Raw genomic sequence first — 20,339 nt, forward strand, 5'->3', positions numbered from 1 at the left:
CACGGTGGGATAACGAAACTACGGGTGCTTGACGATATACATTGTCCGGCTATAGGCGACATCTTCCGGATTGGTAATCGGATAGCCCTTCAACCACGGCTTAATCAACCGTCCGTTGGTGTACTGATAAATTGGCGCAATAGGCGCTTTCGCCATGATAATCTTTTCCGCCGCGTTGTAATCGTCGTTGCGCGCTTTATCCGACGTCTCCTGCGCCGCCTGGGCTAAGATCTTGTCATAGGTCGGATCGTTAAAGCGGGAGATATTACCGCTATGGGTCGAGGTCAGCAGCGACAGGAAGGTGGAGGGCTCGTTGTAATCCCCCACCCACGAGGCGCGAATCACGTCGAAATTACCGGTGTTTCGGCTATCGATATACGTTTTCCACTCCTGATTCTGCAGCTTGACGTCGACGCCGAGATTCTTCTTCCACATTGACGCCACCGCAATGGCAATCTTCTGGTGGTTTTCCGAGGTGTTATACAGCAGCGTCAGCCGCAGCGGGCGGCCCGGGCCATAGCCCGCAGCCTGCAGCAGCGCCCTGGCCTGGGCGTTCAGCTCGGCCTGGCTCATGCTCTCCGCCTGCGAAGGCTGCGGCGTAAACCCGGCCGTCACGTCCGGGGTGAAGTGCCAGGCCGGCTTTTCGCCGGTTCCCAGCACCTTCTCCGCCATCAGGCGACGGTCGATGGTCAGGCTCAGCGCCAGGCGCACGCGCTCGTCGGCGGTCGGCCCTTTCTGCGTGTTAAAGGCGTAATAGTAGGTCCCCAGCTGCGGCGGCGTGTACACCTGGCCGGGAATATCTTTCAGCAGCTTCTGGTACAGATTTTTCGGGAAGGACTCGGTGATATCGATATCCCCGGCTAGGTAGCGCTTGGTCGCCGACGACTCCTGGTTAATCGGCACAAAGGTCACCTGCTGGATAACCGTTTTGCCATTATCCCAATAGTGGCCGTTAGGCACGACAACCAGCTTTTCGTTAACCACCCGGTCTTTTAACACGTAGGCCCCGTTGCCGATAAGACTGCCCGGACGCGTCCAGTTAGCGCCGCTCTCGACGTTCGCTTTCTGTACCGGATAAAACGCAAAGCTGGCCGTCAGGTTGCTGAACCACGGCAGCGGTTTATCCAGCTGCACCCGCAGGGTGCGCGCATCCACGGCGGTCACGCCCAGCGTATCGACCGCGGCCTTACCATCGATAATATTTTGCGCATTCGTTATGCCCGCCAGCGCGGCAAACCAGGCAAAGGGCGACGTCGTTTTCGGATCCACCAGGCGCTGCCAGCTGTAGACGAAGTCCTGCGCCGTGACCGGGCTACCGTCCGACCAGCGGGCGTCATCGCGCAGGGTAAAGGTCCAGGTCCGGTTATCGTTGCTCTGCCAGCGGGTCGCGACGCCGGGAATAAGGTTGCCCTTAGCGTCCTGGTTGACTAAGCCTTCAAACAGATCGCGGATCACCTGAATTTCCGGCAAGCCCACGGCTTTGGCGGGATCTAATGAGGCCGGCTCATCTTTAATATGCCGTACCAGTACCTGTTTCTCGGCTAAGACGGTTCCCGGAGGGACATCCGCCGCCCAGGCCAGAGATGAAACGCTGGCTAACCACAGCGCGCCGCATGTCAATGTGACAGGATACTTCATAAGATCCCCTTTAAAATAAAAAAACCAGAGCTGGCAGAAAGATGATTATTTGTTTCATCACCTGAAATTGCAAACGGCTTGTGATAGAAAATTGACGCGTACTCTGATTTCATCGTCCAGGGAAACTATTTGATTCCGGGGCGGTTTTACACAACACTGCTGAAAATAACCTGCTAACAGGATGCCCTATGCCCGTTTCTCGTCCTCGCACCCAGCGCGGCGCCTTTCCGCCCGGCACCCAGCGCTACGGCCAGTCGCACCTCGGCGCGCCGCTGCTGTGGTTCCCCGCGCCGCTGGCCGATAGCCGCAGCGGCCTGATTCTTGCCGGCACTCACGGCGATGAAAACTCGTCGGTAGTCACTCTCTCCTGCGCGCTTCGAACCCTGAAGCCGGAGCTGCGGCGCCATCACGTCGTGCTGGCGGTCAACCCCGACGGCTGCCAGCTTGGGCTGCGCGCCAACGCGCGCGGCATCGATCTCAATCGCAATTTTCCCGCGGCAAACTGGCAAGAAGGGGAAACGGTCTATCGCTGGAACAGCGCGGCCGAGCAGCGCGATGTCGTACTGTTGACCGGCGAAAAACCCGGTTCGGAGCCGGAAACCCAGGCGCTATGTCAGCTGATCCACCAGATCCACCCGGCGTGGGTGGTCTCGTTTCACGATCCGCTGGCCTGCATCGAGGATCCGGGCCACAGCGAGCTCGGACGCTGGCTGGCCGACGCGTTCGCCCTGCCGCTGGTCGGCAGCGTGGGCTACGAAACGCCCGGCTCTTTCGGCAGCTGGTGCGCCGATATCGGCCTGCCGTGCATTACCGCCGAGTTTCCGCCGATATCCGCCGACGAGGCCACGGAAACGTACCTGCCGGCGATGATCGACCTGCTACGCTGGCACGCTCAAAGATGAAGCACGCCGGTGCTAAAATGCAGCGCCGGCTCCACGTCAACCGCCAGCCAGGTCGGGCCATCGAGATCGGCGAAGCGCGCCAGCGGGGCCAGCGGCAGCGCCGCTGAAATCGCCCGCGAGGTGCAGAGCATACAGCCGAGCATGCGCCCAAATCCCTGCTGCTCCGCCTCCTGTGCGAGGAACAGCGCTTCGGTCAGGCCACCGGTTTTATCGAGCTTAATGTTGACCATCTCATAGCGCCCGCGCAGCCGCGGCAGGCTGTCGCGGGTGTGACAGCTCTCATCGGCGCAGATGGGCAGCGGATGAATAAAATTCTCCAGCGCCTCATCGTCGTCCGCCGGCAGCGGCTGCTCAAGCATCGCCACCCCGATATCGGCCAGCAGCTGGCAGCGCGCCGCCAGGCCATCGCTATGCCAGGATTCATTGGCGTCAACAATCAGCGTGGCCTCCGGCACCGCGCCGCGAATGGCGATCAGCCGTTCGCTGATAAGGCGATCGTCAAGCTTGACCTTCAGCAGGCGCGCGCCCTTTTCCCACAGCGCCGCGGCGCTGGCCGCCATTTGCTCCGGCGTACCGATCACCACCGTCTGCGCCGTCACCATCTGGTTCGGCAGCGCGACTCCCAGCAGCTGCGGGATACTTTTGCCCACGCTACGCGCCTGCAGATCCCACAGCGCGCAATCGACGGCGTTACGCGCCGCGCCCGCCGGCAGCAGATGCTGAAGCTGTTCGCGGGTTGCGCCGCTTTCCAGCTGCTCCCCAATCGTCAGGATTTGCGCCATCACCGAGGCAATGCTCTCCCCATAGCGAGGGTACGGCGTGCACTCGCCGACGCCTTTAACGCCGTTCTCCTCGACCTCTACCACCACCACCTTCGCCTCGCTGCGGCTGCCGCGGGCAATCACAAACGGAGTATGTAACGGCCAGGCTTCTTCGTACACTCGCAGGTTTCGCATTCCCGGGTTCCTCCAGGGGAAACGTTAAATAGGATTTGCCGTGCTGATAACGGATGTCATACACTACCCGTGACGTTAACTATATGTAAACAGGAAGATAAACATGTCACAAACCGTGCATTTCCAGGGCAACCCCGTTGCCGTTCAGGGCACCATTCCGCAGGCAGGCGCTAGCGCGCAGCCGTTTACGCTGGTCGCCAAAGATCTCTCCGACGTCGCGCTGAGCCAGTTCGCCGGCAAACGTAAAGTACTGAATATTTTCCCAAGCATCGATACCGGCGTATGCGCGGCATCGGTTCGTAAATTCAACCAACTGGCATCCGAGCTGGACAACACCGTCGTGCTGTGCATCTCCGCCGACCTGCCGTTCGCCCAGTCCCGCTTCTGCGGCGCGGAAGGCCTGAACAACGTCGTCACCCTCTCCACCCTGCGCGCGCCGCAGTTCCTGGCCGATTACGGCGTTGCCATTTCCGCTGGCCCGCTGGCCGGCCTGGCCGCTCGCGCTGTGGTCGTTATTGATGAGAATGACCAGGTTGTTTACAGCCAGCTGGTGAATGAAATCACCGAAGAGCCGGACTACGATGCGGCCCTGGCGGCGCTGAAAGCGTAATCAGGTCTCCATCCCGGACCGCGCATCACGCCCGGCCCGAATGCTCTAAGCCCTCGTTTATCGAGGGCTTTTTTCTTTCCGCGGCGCATTACGGGAAATAAACCGCGCAATCGCCGGGCCGGTCAACAGGATGGTGAACAGGCGCAAGGTCTGCATCGCCATGATAAACGACATATCGGCGCGCGTTCCCGCCGCAATAATCGCCACCGTATCCAGGCCGCCAGGGCTGGTCGCCAGATAGGCGGTCATAAAATCGAGCGGCAGCACCTGCGTCAGGCCAAACGCCATCAGCGAGCAGAGTAAAATCAGGCCGATAATGGAGGCGACGATCTGCGGCAGGGTCTTCAGCGCCAGCAGAAAGATCTCCCGATTAAATTTTAGACCAACGCTCCAGCCAATGGCGGCATAGGCCAGCGCCAGCAGCCACTCCGGCAGCTCCAGCATCAGCCAGCCCTCTCCCTGCACCAGCGCCCCCGCCAGCATCGGCAACAGCATCACGCCGGAGGGAAAGCGCATGCGCAGGCCCAGCCAGCCCGCGGCGGCGGTCAGCAACAGCGTCAGCGGCAAGCTGCCAGCCGATGGCGGGAAACCAGACGATCTGCTGGTTCATCTCCTGCGCCTCGCCGCCAAGGGCAAAACGCACCACCAGCGCCGCGGCGCCGGCGACGAACAGCACCCGCAGATACTGCATTAAGGCCACCAGCCGCACGTCGGCGCCGTAATCCTGCGCCATAACCACCATCGCCGAGGCGCCGCCCGGCGAGCTGCCCCACGCGCCTGTCGCGCCGGGCAGCGAGCTGTAGCGCACCAGCAGCCAGCCGGCCAGCGCGCTGAAGGCCAGCGTGGCGAAAAGGATAAACAACACCAGCGGCCAGTGGCCGAGCAGCACGCCAAAGATCGAGGGCGTCAGGGTTTGGGCGATCATGCAGCCAATAATGGCCTGCGCGGCGATAAAAAAGGGCCGAGGTACGCGGATTGCCGCGCCGCGCAGGCTAAAGGCAATGCCGGCGATCATCGGGCCCAGCAGCAGCGCCGCGGGCAGATGCAGCCAGAACAGCACAAACGACAGCGCGGCGGAGAGGGTCAGGAGTTTCAGCCACGACAGCAGCGGGCCAGGCGAAGTTAACATCTGAATTCCTGGAAAATAAGCCTGCAGTGCGTTCGCCGACGGTCAACGCCGCCGACGAACGCGGCTGCTCTATTCCTCACCCTTCTTCTGGCTGAGGCCATACTCGCGCAGCTTATTGGCAATCGCGGTGTGGGAAACCCCCAGACGTTTCGCCAGTTTGCGGGTGCTCGGGAAGCTACGATAAAGCTGGGTCAGAACGGAACGCTCAAAGCGACGGGTAATATCGTCCAGCGAGCCTTCCATCGCCTCTTCGCCGACCGGCAGAGACCCGACGTCGCTCTCCGGCAGCAGGATATCCTGGGGCCGCACTTCGTAGCCCTCAAGCTGCGTCAGCGCACGATAAACCGCGTTCTTCAGCTGGCGAACGTTGCCCGGCCAGCTGTAGCGGGTCAGCACCGTGCTGAGATCGGCGGAAAGCTTCGGCCGCGGGATCCCCTGCTCGTCGGCAAAACGGGCGACGAACAGCTCGGTCAGCGGAATGATATCCTGCGGGCAGTCGCGCAGCGGCGGTAAATGCAGGGTCAGGACGTTGAGGCGGTAGTAAAGATCTTCGCGGAACAGCCCCTTCTGCACCATCTCCACGAGGTTTTTCTGGGTGGCGCAAATCACCCGCACGTCGACGTGAACCTCATGATCTTCCCCCACCCGGCGGAAGGTGCCGTCGTTGAGGAAACGCAGCAGTTTCGTTTGCATGCGCGGCGACATTTCGCCGATCTCATCCAGCAGCACCGAGCCGCCGTTAGCCTGCTCAAAGAAGCCCTTTTTGCCCTGAATGGCATCGCCAAACAGCTCGCTTTCCACCGCGTCCTCCGGGATAGAACCGCAGTTCAGCGCCAGATAGGGCTTGCCCGCCCGCGGGCTGGCGAGGTGGCAGGCGTGCGCCAGAAGATCTTTCCCGGTACCGGTATCGCCGACGATCAGCAGCGGCGCGCTGAGCATCGCCAGCTTGCGGGCCTGCTCAACCACGTGGCGCATTTTCGGGCCGACGGCGAGAATCTGGCTGAACGCGCTGGTATCTTGGGTGGTCATGGTCTGCAGCTGACGCCCCATGCGTACGGTGGAACGCAGCATTGCCACCGCCCCGGTGAGCACGCGTTCGCCGTGCTCGCCTTCGAGATAGACCGGCGTAATCTCCAGCACAAAGTTCTGCCCGCCAATCACCACATGTTCGCTGTGCGACTCCAGCGGGCTGCTTTCCAGCCAGCGCTGGATGTTGAAATCGGTAATCAGCTGCGCAACCGGATGATTGCGCAGCCGCTCCGGACTTTGCGCAAACAGCTGGCAGCTGGCGGGGTTCGCCAGCTCGACTTTCCCTTTAGTATCCAGAGAGAGCACCGGTTCCGGCATCGCCACCAGCAGCGCCGACAGCGCAAGATGCTCACGTTCGGACGGCATCCACGGCACGGTGCGCACGTCGGTAACGCCGGCGATACGACGGATTTCCGCCATCAGGCTGCTAAAGTTAGCGAACTCCAGCTCGGCAAAATTAAGATAGATTCGGCCAATAGGGTCGATGTCGATACCGCGGAGATCGATCCCCCGCAGCACCAGCAAATCGAGCAATTCACGGGTCAGACCAAGACGGTCTTCACAAAAGACTTCAAGACGCATAGGAGTTTTCACCCTAAAAAGGCCAATGACGGATGAATAATAGGACAGTTATTTGCTGACGGGAAGATAGCTGTCAACAAAGATTGACAGTATGGTGGCAAAATGGGCGCCGGGGCGTAAAGGCGGGCGAATAATAAACGCGGGAATTAGCCGCCGGCCGTCGCTCCCGGCGGCTGAGCCGGTTATTCCGGGCGGGCTTTGCTTTTTTGCAGCGTCTCTTTCAGCTGGCCGATCAGCTCGCGGCGGAAATCCCCCAGCCGCGGCTTATCGTCAGCGATCCACGGCAGCGGGCGGCACAGCTCCATCGCTTTAATCCCCAGCCGGGCGGTGAGCAGCCCGGCGCCGATGCCCTGCGCCGCGCGGGCCGATAGCCTGGCCGCCAGATCCTGCGACATCCAGTCCATGCCGACCTCCCGCACCAGCTCGCTGGCGCCGGCGAAGGCAATATTCAGCAGCACCAGGCGGAACAGGCGCAGGCGGCTGTAATAGCCCAACTCGATGCCGTACAGCGTGGCAATTCGGTTGATCAGGCGTAAATTACGCCAGGCGATAAACGCCATATCGACCAGCGCCAGCGGGCTGACGGCGATCATCAGCGTCGATTCCGCCGCCGAGCGGCTGATTTCCCGCCGCGCCTGAGCATCCAGTACCGGCTGAACCAGCTGCGCATACAGGCTCACGACTTCACGATCGCTTTGCGTTTCGTGGATCGCGGCATACCAGCGCTGGAGAGCCGGATGCGCCTGATCGAGCCCCGCCTGCTGGGCAAGCTTCTCGCAAAACGCGCGCCCTTTTCCTACCGCATGGCTGTGCATCAGGTCGCGGGCCTCGTCGCGCTCGTGGGCGCGCTGACGCAGCCGCCACAGGCGCCGCCATTCGGTGGCGACAGATCCGACGCCCGCGCCAACAATCAGCGCCCCGGCCGCGCAGCCGCCGAGCGCAATCCAGTCCTGCGTCTGCCAGGCGCTCATCGTCCACTGCACGCCCTGCGCCACCACGCTGACGCCAAATATCGCCAGCCCGGCGCTGACCATCCGCCGCCACAGGCTGCGCTTCGGCCGCAGAACCGATTCCACCACCGCTTCCGCCGTGCCCTCTTCGTCTTCAGCCAGCAGGTCGACCCGCGCGGGGGCGAACTTCTCCGCGTCAGCGCCGGCAAACTCGCGGGCAGACTTTAGCGCCTCGACCGGCTCCGCCTGCAGCGGTCCGTTGAAATCAACCCGTGGTTTTAACGGTTCGCTCATCGCAATTTATCTCCAATCAAAAACTCCAGCGCCGCGTCGAGACGAATGTGCGGCAGCGGCTTATCGACATCCATCACCCGCGGGCGAAAATTCTCAAACTGAAAGCCCTGCTGCTGCCAGAACGCCTGCCCAGGCAGACGCGCCGGCACTTCACCCGGGTAGATGGTCAGCGGCTGGCCATCGCTCAGCCGATCGCCGCGCAGGGCAGGAACGTTCTCGCCGTTGACCGCAATCAGCCCGCTCTGGGTGGCCTGAATCGACGCCAGCCCCAGGCAGTCCATGCTGATCCCTTCGAAGGCCGCATTTTGCCACGCGTCCTGAATCAGCTGCTGCAGCAGCGACACCATGTTCGCATGCTGATCGACGGTCACGTGATCGGCCTTGGTCGCCGCAAACAGCAGCTTATCAATCACCGGAGAAAACAGGCGGCGGAACAGCGTCCGCTGGCCGTAGTGAAAGCTTTGCATCAGCTGGGTCAGCGCGAGGCGCATATCGTTGAAGGCCTGCGGCCCGCTGTTCAGCGGCTGCAGGCAGTCCACCAGCACAATCTGGCGGTCAAAGCGCAGAAAATGGTCTTTATAAAAGCCCTTAACCACCTTCTCGCAGTAATACCTGAAGCGCTCGCGCAGCATTCCGGCGTTGCTGTGCTTGTCCGCCTGGGCCAGCCGGGCTTCGCCGACGGCGTCCACGTCCGGCCAGGGGAAGAACTGCAGCGCCGGCGCGCCGGCCATATCGCCGGGCAGCACGAAGCGCCCCGGCTGAATAAAGTGCAGCCCTTCGCGCTTACAGGCGTGCAGATAGTCGGTCCAGGCAGCGGCAATCTCCGCCAGCCGGTTCTCATCGGCCGGCGCCAGCGGATCCAGCCCTTCGCACAGCTGACGCCAGCGCGCCGACCACTCCGCGCGCTGGCCCTGCAGCAGTCCGGTCATTTGTCGCGACCAGCCGAGGTAGTCCTGCGCCAGCATGGGTAAATCCAGCAGCCATTCGCCGGGATAATCGACGATTTCCAGATACAGCGTGGAGGTGTCCTTGAAGTGGCGCAGCAGCGACTCGCCGGAGCGATAGCGCAGCGCCAGGCGGATCTCGCTGACGCCGCGGGTCGGCGTCGGCCACATCGGCGGCGAACCGTAGAGCTGAGCCAGCCCTTCATCATAGGTAAAACGCGGAATGCCGAAGTCGCGCTGCGGGACGCGCTTGACGCCCAGCAGGCGCTCTTCCCTGACCGCGCTGAGCAGCGGCAGACGCGCGCCGGAGTGGATATTCAGCAGCTGGTTGACCAGCGCGGTGATAAATGCGGTCTTGCCGCTGCGGCTAAGGCCGGTAACGGCCAGACGCAGGTGCCGGTCAACGCCACGGTTGACCAGCGCATTGAATTCAGTTTTAAGTCGCTTCATTGCCATCCCATGCTATCCGTAATATTTCAGGCTAGTGCTTTGAAGAAAGTGCTTTAATCATAAGCCATTAGGTGGGGATAAGCCGAGAAGTTATAACGTGCGGCGCTGCGCATCCCCGCCCGTTACTTCATGTTGCGGGTTAAACGGTTTGCCAGGCGGCTGAGCAGCGGCTCGAGCGCAACCGCCAGCAGCATTTTCACCGGCCGACGCGCAACCGATTTGATTGCCCAGCCGGCAACGCCCGCCGGGCCATAGCGCAGCGCGGTCAGCAACACCAGCCGGCCGGCGATTTTCAGACCCGGTTTCACTTTTTGTCCTGCCTGCTGCCATTTGATGTTCATACGTATCCTCAGGTTAAGCTACAGCTGGCGAAAGCGGCTGCGCAGGGTAAAGGTGTCGGAGGTGACGTAGCGTTCCATTTCGCGCAGGCGCCGCTCGCTGGCCGCCAGCTCGCGATCCGCCTCGGCGAGCAGCTCGCCGCTGGCCGGTGCCTTCTCGCCGTGCAGCTCGCTTTCCGGCATCGGATCGAGGGCGAATGTCAGGATAACGTATGCCACCACCACAAAGAAAAAGAGACCAAAAATCATCGCCAGTACGGTTATCAAACGCACCAGCTTCACCGGCACATCAAGGTAGTGCGCGATCCCGGCGCAAACGCCTTTCACCATGCCGCGCTGGGGAATTCGCCACAGTTTTTTACTCAAATCGAGTCCGCCCATTATTTGTCTCTCCAGTTTGGATGCTCGGCGTCAAGGATGTCCTCCAGCGTCTGAATCCGTTCGCGCATGCGCTTCGCGTCATCGGTCAGCTGCAGCAGGCGCTGCTGTTCACTCTGCGACAGGCTGCCGCTGGCCGAGCGATTGTTGTAGTGCAGCCAGAGCCACACCGGCAAAACGAACAGCACAAATAACGTCAGGGGTATGGCAATAAAAAGCGTACTCATGTGTACTCCTTACAGTGAGTGAGCGGCGGCGCGTTACGGCGCCGCGACGCTTGATCATTCAGGCCGGCGGCATCATCTGCCCCGCTCTCCCGCCGGACAAAGCTCCCGCGCAGCGCGGCCTGAAGGATTTTGCGTAGGTCATTAGTTATTTTGATTCATTTTGCTTTTCAACGCCGCCAGCTGTTCGCTGATTTCGTCGTCGGCCTTCAGGTCGGCAAACTGCTGGTCCAGCGATTTTTGCTTGCCGAAGCCGTGGCTTTCCGCTTCCGCTTCCATCTGATCGATGCGGCGTTCGAAGGATTCAAAACGCGCCATGGCTTCATCGATTTTGCCGCTGTCCAGCTGGCGACGCACGTCGCGGGATGAGCTGGCCGCCTGGTGACGCAGGGTCAGGGCCTGCTGACGAGCGCGCGTTTCGCTGAGCTTGTTCTCCAGCTCGCCGATCTCTTTTTTCATCCGCGCCAGGGTTTCATCCACCAGTTGCGCCTCATTTTCCAGGCTGCCGATAAGGTCGGTCAGCTTCTGTTTTTCAATCAGCGCCGCCCGGGCCAGATCCTCTTTATCTTTGCGCAGCGCCAGCTCGGCTTTTTCCTGCCATTCGGCCTGCTGGGCGAGCGCCTGCTCAATACGGCGGCTCAGCTGTTTCTTTTCCGCCAGCGCGCGCGCCGAGGTCGAGCGGACTTCAACCAGCGTATCCTCCATCTCCTGGATCATCAGGCGAACCAGCTTCTGCGGGTCCTCCGCTTTCTCCAACAGAGAGTTGATGTTGGCGTTCACGATGTCGGCAAAACGAGAAAAAATACCCATAATTTCAATCCTCATAGTTCTGTTATCAGGCATCGGCCTGTGCAGAGACTAATACAAATAGCGTGCCAGTTTTTATCTTATTGATTTTTAAAGGCATGGTTGTTATATGCGCTGCGGGTTGCTAAAGTAACCTGGTGAATCACACGACTAAATGGCGAATTTCATCATGGCGGAATACAAGGACAACCTGCTCGGCGAAGCCAACAGCTTTCTTGAGGTGCTGGAACAGGTCTCACGACTGGCGCCGCTGGATAAGCCGGTGCTGGTGATTGGCGAACGCGGGACGGGCAAAGAGCTTATCGCCAACCGTCTGCACTTTCTCTCATCCCGCTGGCAGGGGCCGTTTATCTCCCTCAACTGCGCCGCGTTGAATGAAAACCTGCTGGATTCCGAGCTATTTGGCCATGAAGCCGGGGCGTTTACCGGCGCCAGCAAGCGCCATCCGGGACGTTTTGAACGCGCCGATGGCGGCACCCTCTTTCTCGATGAGCTGGCAACCGCCCCCATGCTGGTACAGGAAAAGCTGCTGCGGGTGATTGAGTACGGGGAGCTGGAGCGCGTGGGCGGCAGCCAGCCGCTGCAGGTCAACGTGCGGCTGGTGTGCGCCACCAACGCCGATCTGCCGCAGATGGTTGAAAACGGTCATTTTCGCGCCGACCTTCTCGACCGCCTGGCGTTCGACGTGGTACAGCTGCCGCCGCTGCGCCAGAGGCAAAGCGACATTATGCTGCTGGCAAACCAGTTTGCCATTCAGATGTGTCGCGAGCTGGGACTGCCGCTGTTCCCCGGCTTTAGCGAGCGGGCGAGCGCGACGCTGCTGGGCTACCGCTGGCCGGGCAATATCCGCGAGCTGAAAAACGTCGTGGAGCGCTCGGTTTATCGCCACGGCACCAGCGACAGCGAACTGGACAACATCATTATTAACCCCTTTCATCCGCAGCAGCCTCCGCCGGCCGTCGCGGAGCAAAGACCGGACAGCCCCGCGCTGCCGCTGGATCTGCGCGCTTTTCAGCAGGAGCAGGAAAAGAGCCTGCTGCACTCCAGCCTGCTGCAGGCAAAGTACAATCAGAAGCAGGCGGCGGAGCTGCTCGGGCTCACCTACCACCAACTTCGGGCGCTACTCAAAAAGCATCAGCTATGAAGCGTTCGCGGCAGCATCAGCGCGCTGACCGCCGTCGATCCCAGGCACAGCGCCGCGTTGAACCACAGCGCGTACTGCGCGGCGCTGGCCATGCCGAGGGGCAGAAATAGCGCGAAAAGTGACGCCTTCACGGCGATGCCCATCGCCCCGCCCAGCGAGCTGCCCATTTTGTAAATACCCGAGGCCACTCCGACCTTGCTCTCCGGCGCGTTAACCACCACGGTGTCCGTCGACGGAGTGGCGTAGCAGCCCAGCCCGAGGCCAAACAGCACGTTGCTAAAAAAGACCGTCACGATATAGAGCGATTTATCGAGAAAGGTGCAGGAGATAAGCAGGATCCCGACAGCGGTAAAAATGGGGCCGGCCATCATCGGCAGCCGCGCGCCGTAGCGCTGCAGCAGCTTCTCCCCGACGCGTATCATGGCCAGCACGGTGACCAGATAGCCCAGCGTCATCATTCCGGTCTCCAGCGGGGTCATATTGTGGCCCTTCTGCAGCCAGATGCTGGTAATCATCATGGTGCCGATAGCGCCGTTGAGCATAAAGTTCGACAGCACCGCCGCCCCGTAGGCGCGATTGCGAAACAGCGCAAAATCGATCAGCGCCGCGTCGCCTTTGCGCCGCCCGCTGTGGATAAAATAGCCGCCCGAAACCAGCGAACCGGCCAGCAGCGCCAGCGACAGCCCGCTGCTCCAGCCCCAGCTATGCCCCTTGCTGATAAACAAATTCAGCAGCACCAGCGAGACAATCAGGGTCAGCAGACCGCTGAGATCCAGCTTTTGCCGCTGCGCGCTTTGGCTGCGGCTCTCCGGCGTACCGCGCAGCAGCAGCAGTGCCGCCAGCGCCACGACGATGGAGAAGACGAAAATCCAGCGCCAGCCAAGTCCGGTAGCAATCGCGCCGCCCACGAATGAACACAGGCCGCTGCCGCCCCAGGAGCCGATCACCCAGAAGCTCACCGCCCGCTGGCGCGCCTTCCCTTCATACCAGGTTTTAATCAGCGCCAGGGTCGCCGGCATGATGCAGGCCGCCGATAGCCCCTGCAGCACGCGGCCCGCCAGAAACAGCCCCGGGCCCTGGGCCGCCACCAGCAGCGCGCTGCCGACAATGCTCAACCCCAGCCCCAGATGGGTCATGCGCATCCGGCCAAACTTATCCGCCAGCCCGCCGCTGGCCACCACAAAACAGCCGCTGAACAGGGCGCTGAGGCTGACCGCCAGGGTCAGGGTTTCGAGGGAAATATCGAGACTGCTTTTCATCGCCGGAACGACGTTAATCACCGACTGGGCAAACAGCCAGAACGTCAGCACGCTGAGCACGATACCCGCCAGCAGGCGATCGGTACCGACGAACGACGTCGCGTTCAAAGATACGGAACTCATAATAGGGATCTCCCGTCGCAGGTGATTAACGCAGATACTCTTCCGTCAGGCCGCACCACAGCGCCGCGCCCGGGAGAAGGATCTCGTCGTTAAAGTCATAGCCGGGGTTATGCACCATGCAGCGTTCCGCTTCATCCCCGGCGCCGATGGTGAAGTAGCAGCCGTGCGGATTGTGTTCGAGCATAAAAGCGAAATCTTCGCTGCCCATAAACGGCTTCACTTCTCCGACCAGCCCGGCGCCGAACAGCGACGTCGCCACCGCCCGAACTCTTTCGTTGGCGGCAGGATCGTTTCTGAGCACCGGGCTGCCGTTGACGTGGGTCAGCGTGGCGGTGGCGTTGAAGCTTTCCGCCTGCGCGACGGCAATATCGTGGATCCGCTGCAGGACGGTTTCACGCACCTGCTCATTCAGCGTGCGCACCGTCAGCTTCATCAGCACTTTGTCGTTGATAATATTCGGCGCATGCCCGGCCTGAATGCTGCCGACGGTCACCACCGCCGGTTCAAACGGCGTGACGTTGCGCGACACGATGGACTGCAGCGCCAGCGTGATGTGACAGGCCACCAGGGTCGCGTCGACGGTATGCTCCGGCACCGCGCCGTGGCCGCCCACGCCTTTTACCTCAATGTGCAATGTATCCGAGGAGGCCATCATCGCCCCGTCGCGCAGGCCGATTTTCCCCAGCGTCTGCCCCGGCATGTTGTGCAGACCAAAAATGGTGTCACAGGGAAATTTAGCGAACAGCCCGTCCTCTACCATCACCCGCCCGCCGTACAGCAGACTCCTCAGCCGGCTGGAAAATCAGGTGCAGCGTGCCGCTGAACCGACGGGTGCGCGCCAGATACTCGGCGGCGTAGAGTAAGGTCGTGGTATGTCCGTCATGCCCGCAGCCATGAAAGCGGCCGTCGACCTGGCTGGCCCACGCTTTCCCGCTGGCCTCCTGCATCGGCAGCGCGTCCATATCCGTGCGCAGGCCAAGACGGCGCTCGCCGTTGCCGACTTTTAGCGTACCCACCACGCCGGTACCCGCCAGGCCGCGGTGCACCTCATAGCCCCACTGGCTCAGCAGCCGGGCGACCTCATCGCTGGTTTTATGCTCCTCAAAACCTATTTCCGGCTGCTGATGAAAGCGACGACGCAGGGCAATAAACTGCGCTTCATTAACCTGTAATGCTTCAATAAGCGGATGTGTCATTTTTATTATTCCTGTTGTTGTGTTTGCGCGACACTTTCGAGTTTATGCTTCCGGACTGGCTTTAATACGCCGTTTTTTGTTTTATATTGACGGGATATTGAGAAGTGTTTTCCATATAAATCGGTTATGACAAAAAACAACACGCTGTTTTTTGTCCTTGCCAGGAGACGAAGGTGGAACATCATTCAGGCGACTTTAGCGTCGCGGTTCGCGATATTCGTCAGTTCAGCCAGCCAGAGGGCGACGCACTGACGCTGCTGTGGATTCTGCAGGGCAGCGTCAGCCTGCATGACGGCGAGGCGGATCGGCTGCTGGATGTCGACCGGCTGAAAATAGTGAACCGCAACCGCCCCTGGCGTCTGAGCAGCGGCGCGCCCAACGCGGTGATGGTTCTGACGCTCTCCGGCAGCTGGCTGACGCGCCTCGACGGCGATTTTTTTACCTTCGACTATCAGACGTCGCCCGATACCCGCGACGCCGACGATAGCCTGCGCCGCCTGATGCGCCAGCTGCTGGCGATCGAACTGGTGAACCACCAGCCCCGCTATCGCCTCGAGGCCAACCGCTGGCTGAGCGAAATCGTCCTGCTGCTGGCTACCCGCTTTACGCAGCCGATCGCCGCCGGCGCGAGGCGCGGAGCGGAAAACTGGAGCCGGCGAATTGCCCGGGTCGTCGCCCGCATAGAGGCCAGCTACCGGCACAGGCTATCGCTGCACGAAGTCGCCGCCGCCGAGTTTGTCTCCGAGGCCTGGTTGTCGCGTCTGTTTCACAAAGAGGTCGGCATGAGCTTTGTGCAGTACCTCACCGCGCTGCGCCTGAACAAAGCCGCCGAGCAGCTTATTAGCACCCGTAAAACGGTGCAGCAGGTCGCGCAGGAGCACGGTTTTGCCAGCGCCCGCATGATGAGCGATCTGTTTAAACGCCAGCACGGCCTGACGCCGCGGCAGTATCGCCAGCAGCATCCGCAGCCGATGGCGGAGACGATACGCCCGCGCGCCGGGGCCGGCGATGACTGGCAGCCGGTGGCCGTCGAGCGGCTCTACGCGCGCCTGAATGAGCCGGAGATCAAGGACTGGGACAGCCTGCCTCTGCGGCTCACTCCCCAGCAGACGCGCCAGATTGATCTCCGCCAGTTTGCCGACCGCGCGGCGCTGCTGCGCCATACCCGAATGGTCGTTACCGTTCGCGAACTCGACGATTTACTGCGCGAAGACGTGCGCCGGGAGCTCGAGCGGCTGCACAGCAGCCTGCCGATCTACGCTATCGATATTCACGATCCCTTTCTCAGCAGCCGGCTGTTCGGAGCCGGCTGGGACGACCCGCAGATGGCGGGCTACGCCTGCTGGTATAACCTGCAGCGCATTTTTGGCTGGCTGGCACAAATGGGCTGGGGAGCGATTTTGCATACCGGGATGACCACCCGCTGCGACCTGCTCCAGCGTTTCTTACGCCTTGCCGCGAACCATTTTCCCCCCGCCACGCTCGCCGGCTGGCGCTTTGTCTGGCACTGGTCGCCCCAGGCCAGCGCAGAGGCGCGCCTGCACGCCTGGCGTCAGCAGCGTGAAACCCTGCGGGCCTTACTGTCGCAGCCGCAGCTGGGGGTCTGGCACCGCTTTAGCGAAGAGACGATTAGCGACGATCCTTTTCTTTGTTCACCGATCCTCGCCGAAGCCGATTTTCTCGCCTGCCAGGCCGACGCCAACGAGCTGCTGGATCTGGCGCAGCTGGATAGCAGCAGGCTGGCCTCCAGCGAAAGCTATCCGGTGCATAAGCTACGCCAGATCCACGCCGCTCTGCGCCAGCATCAGCTCACGCTTCCCCTCTGGCTGCTGTCGTGGAACACGCTAACCGGCAACACCCGCGATACCAACGGCCGGTTCTTTCGCGGCGCGCTGCTGATGGATAACCTGCTGGGGCTGGCCGATCGGGTGTGGCTGGCGGGATTTTGGCTCAACTCGGGCCTGCAGGGCGAGGCGCGCGCTAACGGCAGGCTGGATACCTCCAGCCTGGCCCTGCACTATCTTCACGGTCTGCCGCGTCCGGTGTACTGGGTTCTGTGGCTATGGCGGCGCCTGCGCGGCGAAGTGCTGATGGCGGACAAAAACCTGCTGTTGCTGCGCCACGGCGGGCACTATCAGTCTGCTGCGCAATACGGTGGTGTTCAACCCGTGGCTCTCCAGCGAAGAGACCTTTACCCGAGGTTTCAGCCAGCCCTACAGCATTCAACTGCTTGGCCTGAACGGGCGCTGGCGGATTAAACAGCATCTGTTCGATCAGCATCACGGGGCGCTGTTTCCGCTTTTTGAGGCGTTCCGCAGCCGCAGCGGACCGGATGATGAAGACTACGACTGGCTGATGCACCACGCGCGCCCGGCGCTGAGCGTCGCCGAGGAGAGCCCGCAGCCGGGCTGGCATCGCGTTGATTCTCTGCAAAGCAACGCGCTGGTGCTGTACGAATTCTCCCCGCTGAATGAAGAGCCTATCGATCTTCCGCCCGCGGCATCTGCTCCCTGATCCGGGCGTCGATTTTAATCCGGCTCTCTTCGCTGGCCGGATTGAAAACCATCATGTTCAGGTCCGCGCGCCCTTCGACGCTAAAGGTAGAAAACTCCAGCTCAATCATCCCTATCTGCGGGTGATGCATGCGCTTAAACCCTTCGCCGTGCCCGGCGACATCGTTACTCCGCCAGTAAGCGTCAAACTCCGGGCTGTGGCGGGAAAGCTCGGCAATCAGCCGATCGGTATCCGGCGAGGCGCCAACCCGCGCGACGTCGGCGCGAAAGGCGCTGACGATAAGCCGGGCGACGGCGTGCCACTCCTCCAGCGCGCCGCGGGCCTGGGGATTGGTGAACAGCCGGCGCAGAATATTACGCTCGGCCAGCGGCAGCTGTCCGTAGTCGGTCAGGATGCAGGCCGCGGCGTGGTTCCACGCAATAACGTCCCAGGTTGCGGTTTTGATAATCGCCGGAACCTGGAGTACATCAAGCACGCGCTGCAGGCGCGGGGTAATGTCGTCGCTGACGGTCAGGCGGGACTCCGGCAAGTGCCCGAACGCCAGAATAAACAGATGCTCGCGCTCCGGCGTCGTCAGCCTTAGCCCGCCGGCAATGCGGCCAAGCACCTCACGGGAGGGGGCGCCTCCGCGCCCCTGCTCCAGCCAGGTGTACCAGGTTGGGCTGATACTGGCGAGCTGGGCCACCTCCTCCCGGCGCAATCCGGGCGTGCGCCGCCGACCGGCCGGAAAGCCGAACGCGGTGGGGTCAAGACGTAAACGTCGCGCCCGCAAAAATTCCCCCAGAGCCTGGGTTGAAGAGTCAGTCATCGTTAGCCTGTTAGTATTTATACCCTGATAATGTCTCTACTTTTATAGTATCACGCAAAAGCTACCATAGCCTGGATACTCATTCTGGAGGTAGATCATGCGAATTTTTCTTACCGGCGCGACCGGTTTTATCGGCTCGCGTATTCTCACACAACTGCAGGCGGCAGGACATCAGGTCATCGGCCTCGCGCGCTCTGACGCCAGCGCCGCCGCGCTGAAGGCCGCCGGCGCTGAGGTCCAGTACGGCACCCTGGACGACCCAGAAACGCTGCTGGCGGCGGTTAGCGCTGCCGATGCGGTGATCCACACCGCCTTCGATCATGATTTCAGCCGCTTTGTCGCTAACTGCGAAAAAGACCGCCGGGTCATTCTCGCCATCGGTAACGCGCTGGCGGGCCGCCATTGCCCGTTGATTATCACTTCAGGTACCGGCATGGGCGACGGTGACGACGGTCAGCCGGCGAGCGAGACGAACTTTAATCCCGAACACCCCAACCCGCGCGTGGCCTCCGAGGCTCGCCGGCAATCAGCTGCTGGAAGACGGCGTGGACGTGCGGGTGGTGCGCCTGCCGCAGGTCCATGACACCACCCGCCAGGGGCTGCTGACGTACTATATTCAGCAGGCCGCCGAAAAAGGGGTCGCGGCGATCGTCGGCGATGGCAATAACTGCTGGTCGGCCGCGCACGTTAACGACGTGGCCCGGCTGTATTTGCTGGTACTGGAACGCGGTGAAAAAGGCCGACGCTATCATGCCGTTGATGAGGAGGCGGTGGCCTCAAGGCTGATTGCCGACGTGGTGGCGGAAAAGCTCGGCATTCCGCTTAAATCGTTAACCGCCGAACAATCGCTGGCGCATTTCGGCTGGTTTGCCGCTTTTGCCAATATGGATTTACGCGCCACTTCCGTCCTCACCCGCCAGCAGCTCGGTTGGCAGCCGCAGGGCCCAACGCTGCTCGACGATCTGCATAATATGGATTATCGCAGCGTGACAACGTCACGATAACCGCTGTCGCCTTCCCGCTTTACCGCGCTCCGGCCGCCCTCCCGGCCGTCGGAGCGCACTCGTTCCCGAAGGCCCGACCCATACGATGAGCAGCCATCGCGCGCCCACTCTGTTCGTGATGATGGCCTTCTCGGATCTGTGCATCCCCGCCACCCGCGACGCTTATCATCTGCAAGGCCGGGAAATGACCGGGAAACAAAGCGGACTGCCGCCGCCGGAACTAACGCGCCGCGCCTTTTAACCACTTTCTGCTGACGAGAGCGCCTAAAAAAAGACAAATAAAAAAGACAATTGTCGTATGTTTGTAAGGTTTAGGGTGTATAACAGGGCTCGGACGCCACCAAAGCTAAGACGAGGTGCAGTTGTGGGAATCATTAAAGCCAGCAGTTTAGAACAAGCAGAAGAGCTTCTAAAGTCCGGTGAACCCATTAAGATCGAGCTTGATTTTGAGCTCGACTCTGATGCGTTTTTTAACTTTGCGATGGAGTACTGCACGAACGGAACCAAGCTGACCCGAAACAACGATCGTTTCGTCGTTTCACGGAAAAAAACCGTCTCCTGAATGCGCTAGCCTGCGCCATTTTTAGCATCCGTTCGGCGCAAAGCTCGGGATCCGGAAAAGTGAGTAAGCGTTAGCCAAAAAATTGATGGCTAACGCATTTTCGCCTGCGGCAGCGTAATAAGGTAAACACGGGATTTCATAGAGGGTTAAACCGTGAAAAAGTTACTAATATGTTGCTTATTTGGTGAAACCGCGGCTATTTTAGCGAAAAAAATGCAAAAAATAGCCGATGCTCAGGGTCTGGATCTGTTAATTAGCGCCGTGGGTATTGAGAATTACCCTGGCGTGGCCCCCGCGTATGACTGCGTCCTGGTCGCGCCTCACATTCAATATAAAATAGCGGAATTCACTAACACGCTGGGCCATCATCAGGAGATTGCCATTATTGAGAGCTTGCCTTATGCCTCTTTCGATGGCGAAAAGGTCCTGAAGTTTGCCATCGCCCATATGCCGCAATCGCTTTTCTAATCTCGCCGTAGCCTTATATACGCGACGCCG

The 20,339-nt window shown here is 61.0% G+C and carries 17 protein-coding genes and 4 pseudogenes; 8 read left to right on the forward strand and 13 right to left on the reverse strand.

Going from position 1 to position 20,339, the window contains the following annotated elements:
* Window positions 1–18: 18 nt before the first annotated feature.
* On the reverse strand, window positions 19–1,638 hold the full coding sequence (locus tag ABOC21_RS13540; protein ID WP_426814922.1) for a peptide ABC transporter substrate-binding protein: 1,620 nt from the start codon (window positions 1,636–1,638) through the stop codon (window positions 19–21).
* 188 nt (window positions 1,639–1,826) lie between these two features.
* On the opposite strand from ABOC21_RS13540, the gene mpaA reads away from it, so the two are divergent.
* Window positions 1,827–2,540, forward strand: a complete 714-nt coding sequence (mpaA, locus tag ABOC21_RS13545; protein WP_426814923.1) for a murein tripeptide amidase MpaA — start codon at window positions 1,827–1,829, stop codon at window positions 2,538–2,540.
* On the opposite strand, the gene ycjG is transcribed toward mpaA, so the two are convergent.
* Window positions 2,531–3,496, reverse strand: coding sequence for an L-Ala-D/L-Glu epimerase (ycjG, locus tag ABOC21_RS13550; protein ID WP_426814924.1), 966 nt, complete (start codon window positions 3,494–3,496; stop codon window positions 2,531–2,533). The genes mpaA and ycjG overlap by 10 nt on opposite strands.
* A 103-nt stretch (window positions 3,497–3,599) precedes the next feature.
* Between ycjG and tpx the strand changes: the two genes are divergently transcribed.
* The gene (gene tpx, locus ABOC21_RS13555; protein WP_426814925.1) at window positions 3,600–4,106 is read left to right on the forward strand and encodes a thiol peroxidase; all 507 of its coding nucleotides are present in this window, start codon (window positions 3,600–3,602) and stop codon (window positions 4,104–4,106) included.
* A 57-nt stretch (window positions 4,107–4,163) separates the two neighbouring features.
* On the opposite strand, the pseudogene ABOC21_RS13560 reads toward tpx, so the two are convergent.
* The 8 genes and pseudogenes from ABOC21_RS13560 to pspA form a co-directional block, all read right to left on the reverse strand.
* Window positions 4,164–5,235 (reverse strand): annotated as a pseudogene (locus tag ABOC21_RS13560) (AbrB family transcriptional regulator).
* Window positions 5,236–5,304: 69 nt separating this feature from the next.
* Window positions 5,305–6,846 (reverse strand): transcriptional regulator TyrR, encoded by a 1,542-nt coding sequence (gene tyrR / locus ABOC21_RS13565; RefSeq protein WP_426814926.1) that lies wholly within the window; start codon window positions 6,844–6,846, stop codon window positions 5,305–5,307.
* A gap of 182 nt (window positions 6,847–7,028) precedes the next feature.
* On the reverse strand, window positions 7,029–8,090 hold the full coding sequence (locus ABOC21_RS13570) for a TIGR01620 family protein (RefSeq protein ID WP_426814927.1): 1,062 nt from the start codon (window positions 8,088–8,090) through the stop codon (window positions 7,029–7,031).
* A complete protein-coding gene (locus ABOC21_RS13575) occupies window positions 8,087–9,484 on the reverse strand; it encodes a YcjX family protein (protein WP_426814928.1) in 1,398 nt (465 codons plus the stop codon). Before ABOC21_RS13575 ends, ABOC21_RS13570 begins: the two co-directional genes overlap by 4 nt.
* 122 nt (window positions 9,485–9,606) lie before the next feature.
* Complete coding sequence (gene pspD / locus ABOC21_RS13580; RefSeq protein ID WP_095097140.1) at window positions 9,607–9,825, reverse strand: phage shock protein PspD; 219 nt, start codon at window positions 9,823–9,825, stop codon at window positions 9,607–9,609.
* A gap of 18 nt (window positions 9,826–9,843) precedes the next feature.
* Window positions 9,844–10,203, reverse strand: a complete 360-nt coding sequence (gene pspC / locus ABOC21_RS13585) for an envelope stress response membrane protein PspC (RefSeq protein ID WP_426814929.1) — start codon at window positions 10,201–10,203, stop codon at window positions 9,844–9,846.
* A complete protein-coding gene (gene pspB / locus ABOC21_RS13590; protein ID WP_426814930.1) occupies window positions 10,203–10,427 on the reverse strand; it encodes an envelope stress response membrane protein PspB in 225 nt (74 codons plus the stop codon). The genes pspC and pspB overlap by 1 nt, the downstream gene beginning before the upstream one ends.
* A 141-nt stretch (window positions 10,428–10,568) precedes the next feature.
* Window positions 10,569–11,234, reverse strand: coding sequence for a phage shock protein PspA (gene pspA, locus ABOC21_RS13595; RefSeq protein WP_426814931.1), 666 nt, complete (start codon window positions 11,232–11,234; stop codon window positions 10,569–10,571).
* 151 nt (window positions 11,235–11,385) lie between these two features.
* On the opposite strand from pspA, the gene pspF reads away from it, so the two are divergent.
* Window positions 11,386–12,375 carry a phage shock protein operon transcriptional activator gene (pspF, locus tag ABOC21_RS13600; protein ID WP_426814932.1) on the forward strand — a complete coding sequence of 330 codons (990 nt, stop codon included), beginning with the start codon at window positions 11,386–11,388 and terminating at the stop codon, window positions 12,373–12,375.
* Here pspF and ABOC21_RS13605 read toward each other — a convergent pair.
* Together ABOC21_RS13605 and ABOC21_RS13610 are read right to left on the reverse strand one after the other, a co-directional pair.
* Window positions 12,366–13,757, reverse strand: a complete 1,392-nt coding sequence (locus ABOC21_RS13605; protein ID WP_426814933.1) for an MFS transporter — start codon at window positions 13,755–13,757, stop codon at window positions 12,366–12,368. The genes pspF and ABOC21_RS13605 overlap by 10 nt on opposite strands.
* Before the next feature lie 25 nt (window positions 13,758–13,782).
* A pseudogene (locus tag ABOC21_RS13610) lies at window positions 13,783–14,953 on the reverse strand (M20 aminoacylase family protein).
* Window positions 14,954–15,126: 173 nt separating this feature from the next.
* Here ABOC21_RS13610 and ABOC21_RS13615 point away from each other — a divergent pair.
* A pseudogene (locus tag ABOC21_RS13615) lies at window positions 15,127–17,467 on the forward strand (helix-turn-helix domain-containing protein).
* Here ABOC21_RS13615 and ABOC21_RS13620 read toward each other — a convergent pair.
* Window positions 17,433–18,275, reverse strand: a complete 843-nt coding sequence (locus tag ABOC21_RS13620) for a helix-turn-helix transcriptional regulator (RefSeq protein ID WP_426814934.1) — start codon at window positions 18,273–18,275, stop codon at window positions 17,433–17,435. The pseudogene ABOC21_RS13615 and the gene ABOC21_RS13620 overlap by 35 nt on opposite strands.
* A gap of 97 nt (window positions 18,276–18,372) precedes the next feature.
* Between ABOC21_RS13620 and ABOC21_RS13625 the strand changes: the two are divergent.
* From ABOC21_RS13625 to ABOC21_RS13640, 4 genes and pseudogenes are all read left to right on the forward strand, one after another.
* Window positions 18,373–19,279 (forward strand): annotated as a pseudogene (locus ABOC21_RS13625) (SDR family oxidoreductase).
* Window positions 19,280–19,364: 85 nt separating this feature from the next.
* Window positions 19,365–19,520 (forward strand): hypothetical protein, encoded by a 156-nt coding sequence (locus tag ABOC21_RS13630; RefSeq protein ID WP_426814935.1) that lies wholly within the window; start codon window positions 19,365–19,367, stop codon window positions 19,518–19,520.
* Window positions 19,521–19,643: 123 nt separating this feature from the next.
* On the forward strand, window positions 19,644–19,841 hold the full coding sequence (locus ABOC21_RS13635; protein ID WP_426814936.1) for a hypothetical protein: 198 nt from the start codon (window positions 19,644–19,646) through the stop codon (window positions 19,839–19,841).
* Between the two features lie 153 nt (window positions 19,842–19,994).
* The gene (locus tag ABOC21_RS13640) at window positions 19,995–20,309 is read left to right on the forward strand and encodes a PTS sugar transporter subunit IIB (protein WP_426814937.1); all 315 of its coding nucleotides are present in this window, start codon (window positions 19,995–19,997) and stop codon (window positions 20,307–20,309) included.
* Window positions 20,310–20,339: the final 30 nt, after the last annotated feature.

The sequence above is a fragment of the Klebsiella sp. WOUb02 genome (assembly GCF_050058015.1).
Taxonomy (GTDB): domain Bacteria; phylum Pseudomonadota; class Gammaproteobacteria; order Enterobacterales; family Enterobacteriaceae; genus Klebsiella.

Excerpts from the sequence above, each read along its gene's own strand:
- ABOC21_RS13575 (WP_426814928.1), bottom strand. The coding sequence starts at position 9,484 with ATGAAGCGACTTAAAACTGAATTCAATGCGCTGGTCAACCGTGGCGTT.
- ycjG (WP_426814924.1), bottom strand. The coding sequence starts at position 3,496 with ATGCGAAACCTGCGAGTGTACGAAGAAGCCTGGCCGTTACATACTCCG.
- pspA (WP_426814931.1), bottom strand. The coding sequence starts at position 11,234 with ATGGGTATTTTTTCTCGTTTTGCCGACATCGTGAACGCCAACATCAAC.
- tyrR (WP_426814926.1), bottom strand. The coding sequence starts at position 6,846 with ATGCGTCTTGAAGTCTTTTGTGAAGACCGTCTTGGTCTGACCCGTGAA.
- mpaA (WP_426814923.1), top strand. The coding sequence starts at position 1,827 with ATGCCCGTTTCTCGTCCTCGCACCCAGCGCGGCGCCTTTCCGCCCGGC.
- pspC (WP_426814929.1), bottom strand. The coding sequence starts at position 10,203 with ATGGGCGGACTCGATTTGAGTAAAAAACTGTGGCGAATTCCCCAGCGC.
- ABOC21_RS13540 (WP_426814922.1), bottom strand. The coding sequence starts at position 1,638 with ATGAAGTATCCTGTCACATTGACATGCGGCGCGCTGTGGTTAGCCAGC.
- tpx (WP_426814925.1), top strand. The coding sequence starts at position 3,600 with ATGTCACAAACCGTGCATTTCCAGGGCAACCCCGTTGCCGTTCAGGGC.
- ABOC21_RS13620 (WP_426814934.1), bottom strand. The coding sequence starts at position 18,275 with ATGACTGACTCTTCAACCCAGGCTCTGGGGGAATTTTTGCGGGCGCGA.
- ABOC21_RS13630 (WP_426814935.1), top strand. The coding sequence starts at position 19,365 with ATGAGCAGCCATCGCGCGCCCACTCTGTTCGTGATGATGGCCTTCTCG.
- pspD (WP_095097140.1), bottom strand. The coding sequence starts at position 9,825 with ATGAACATCAAATGGCAGCAGGCAGGACAAAAAGTGAAACCGGGTCTG.
- ABOC21_RS13570 (WP_426814927.1), bottom strand. The coding sequence starts at position 8,090 with ATGAGCGAACCGTTAAAACCACGGGTTGATTTCAACGGACCGCTGCAG.
- pspB (WP_426814930.1), bottom strand. The coding sequence starts at position 10,427 with ATGAGTACGCTTTTTATTGCCATACCCCTGACGTTATTTGTGCTGTTC.
- ABOC21_RS13605 (WP_426814933.1), bottom strand. The coding sequence starts at position 13,757 with ATGAGTTCCGTATCTTTGAACGCGACGTCGTTCGTCGGTACCGATCGC.
- pspF (WP_426814932.1), top strand. The coding sequence starts at position 11,386 with ATGGCGAATTTCATCATGGCGGAATACAAGGACAACCTGCTCGGCGAA.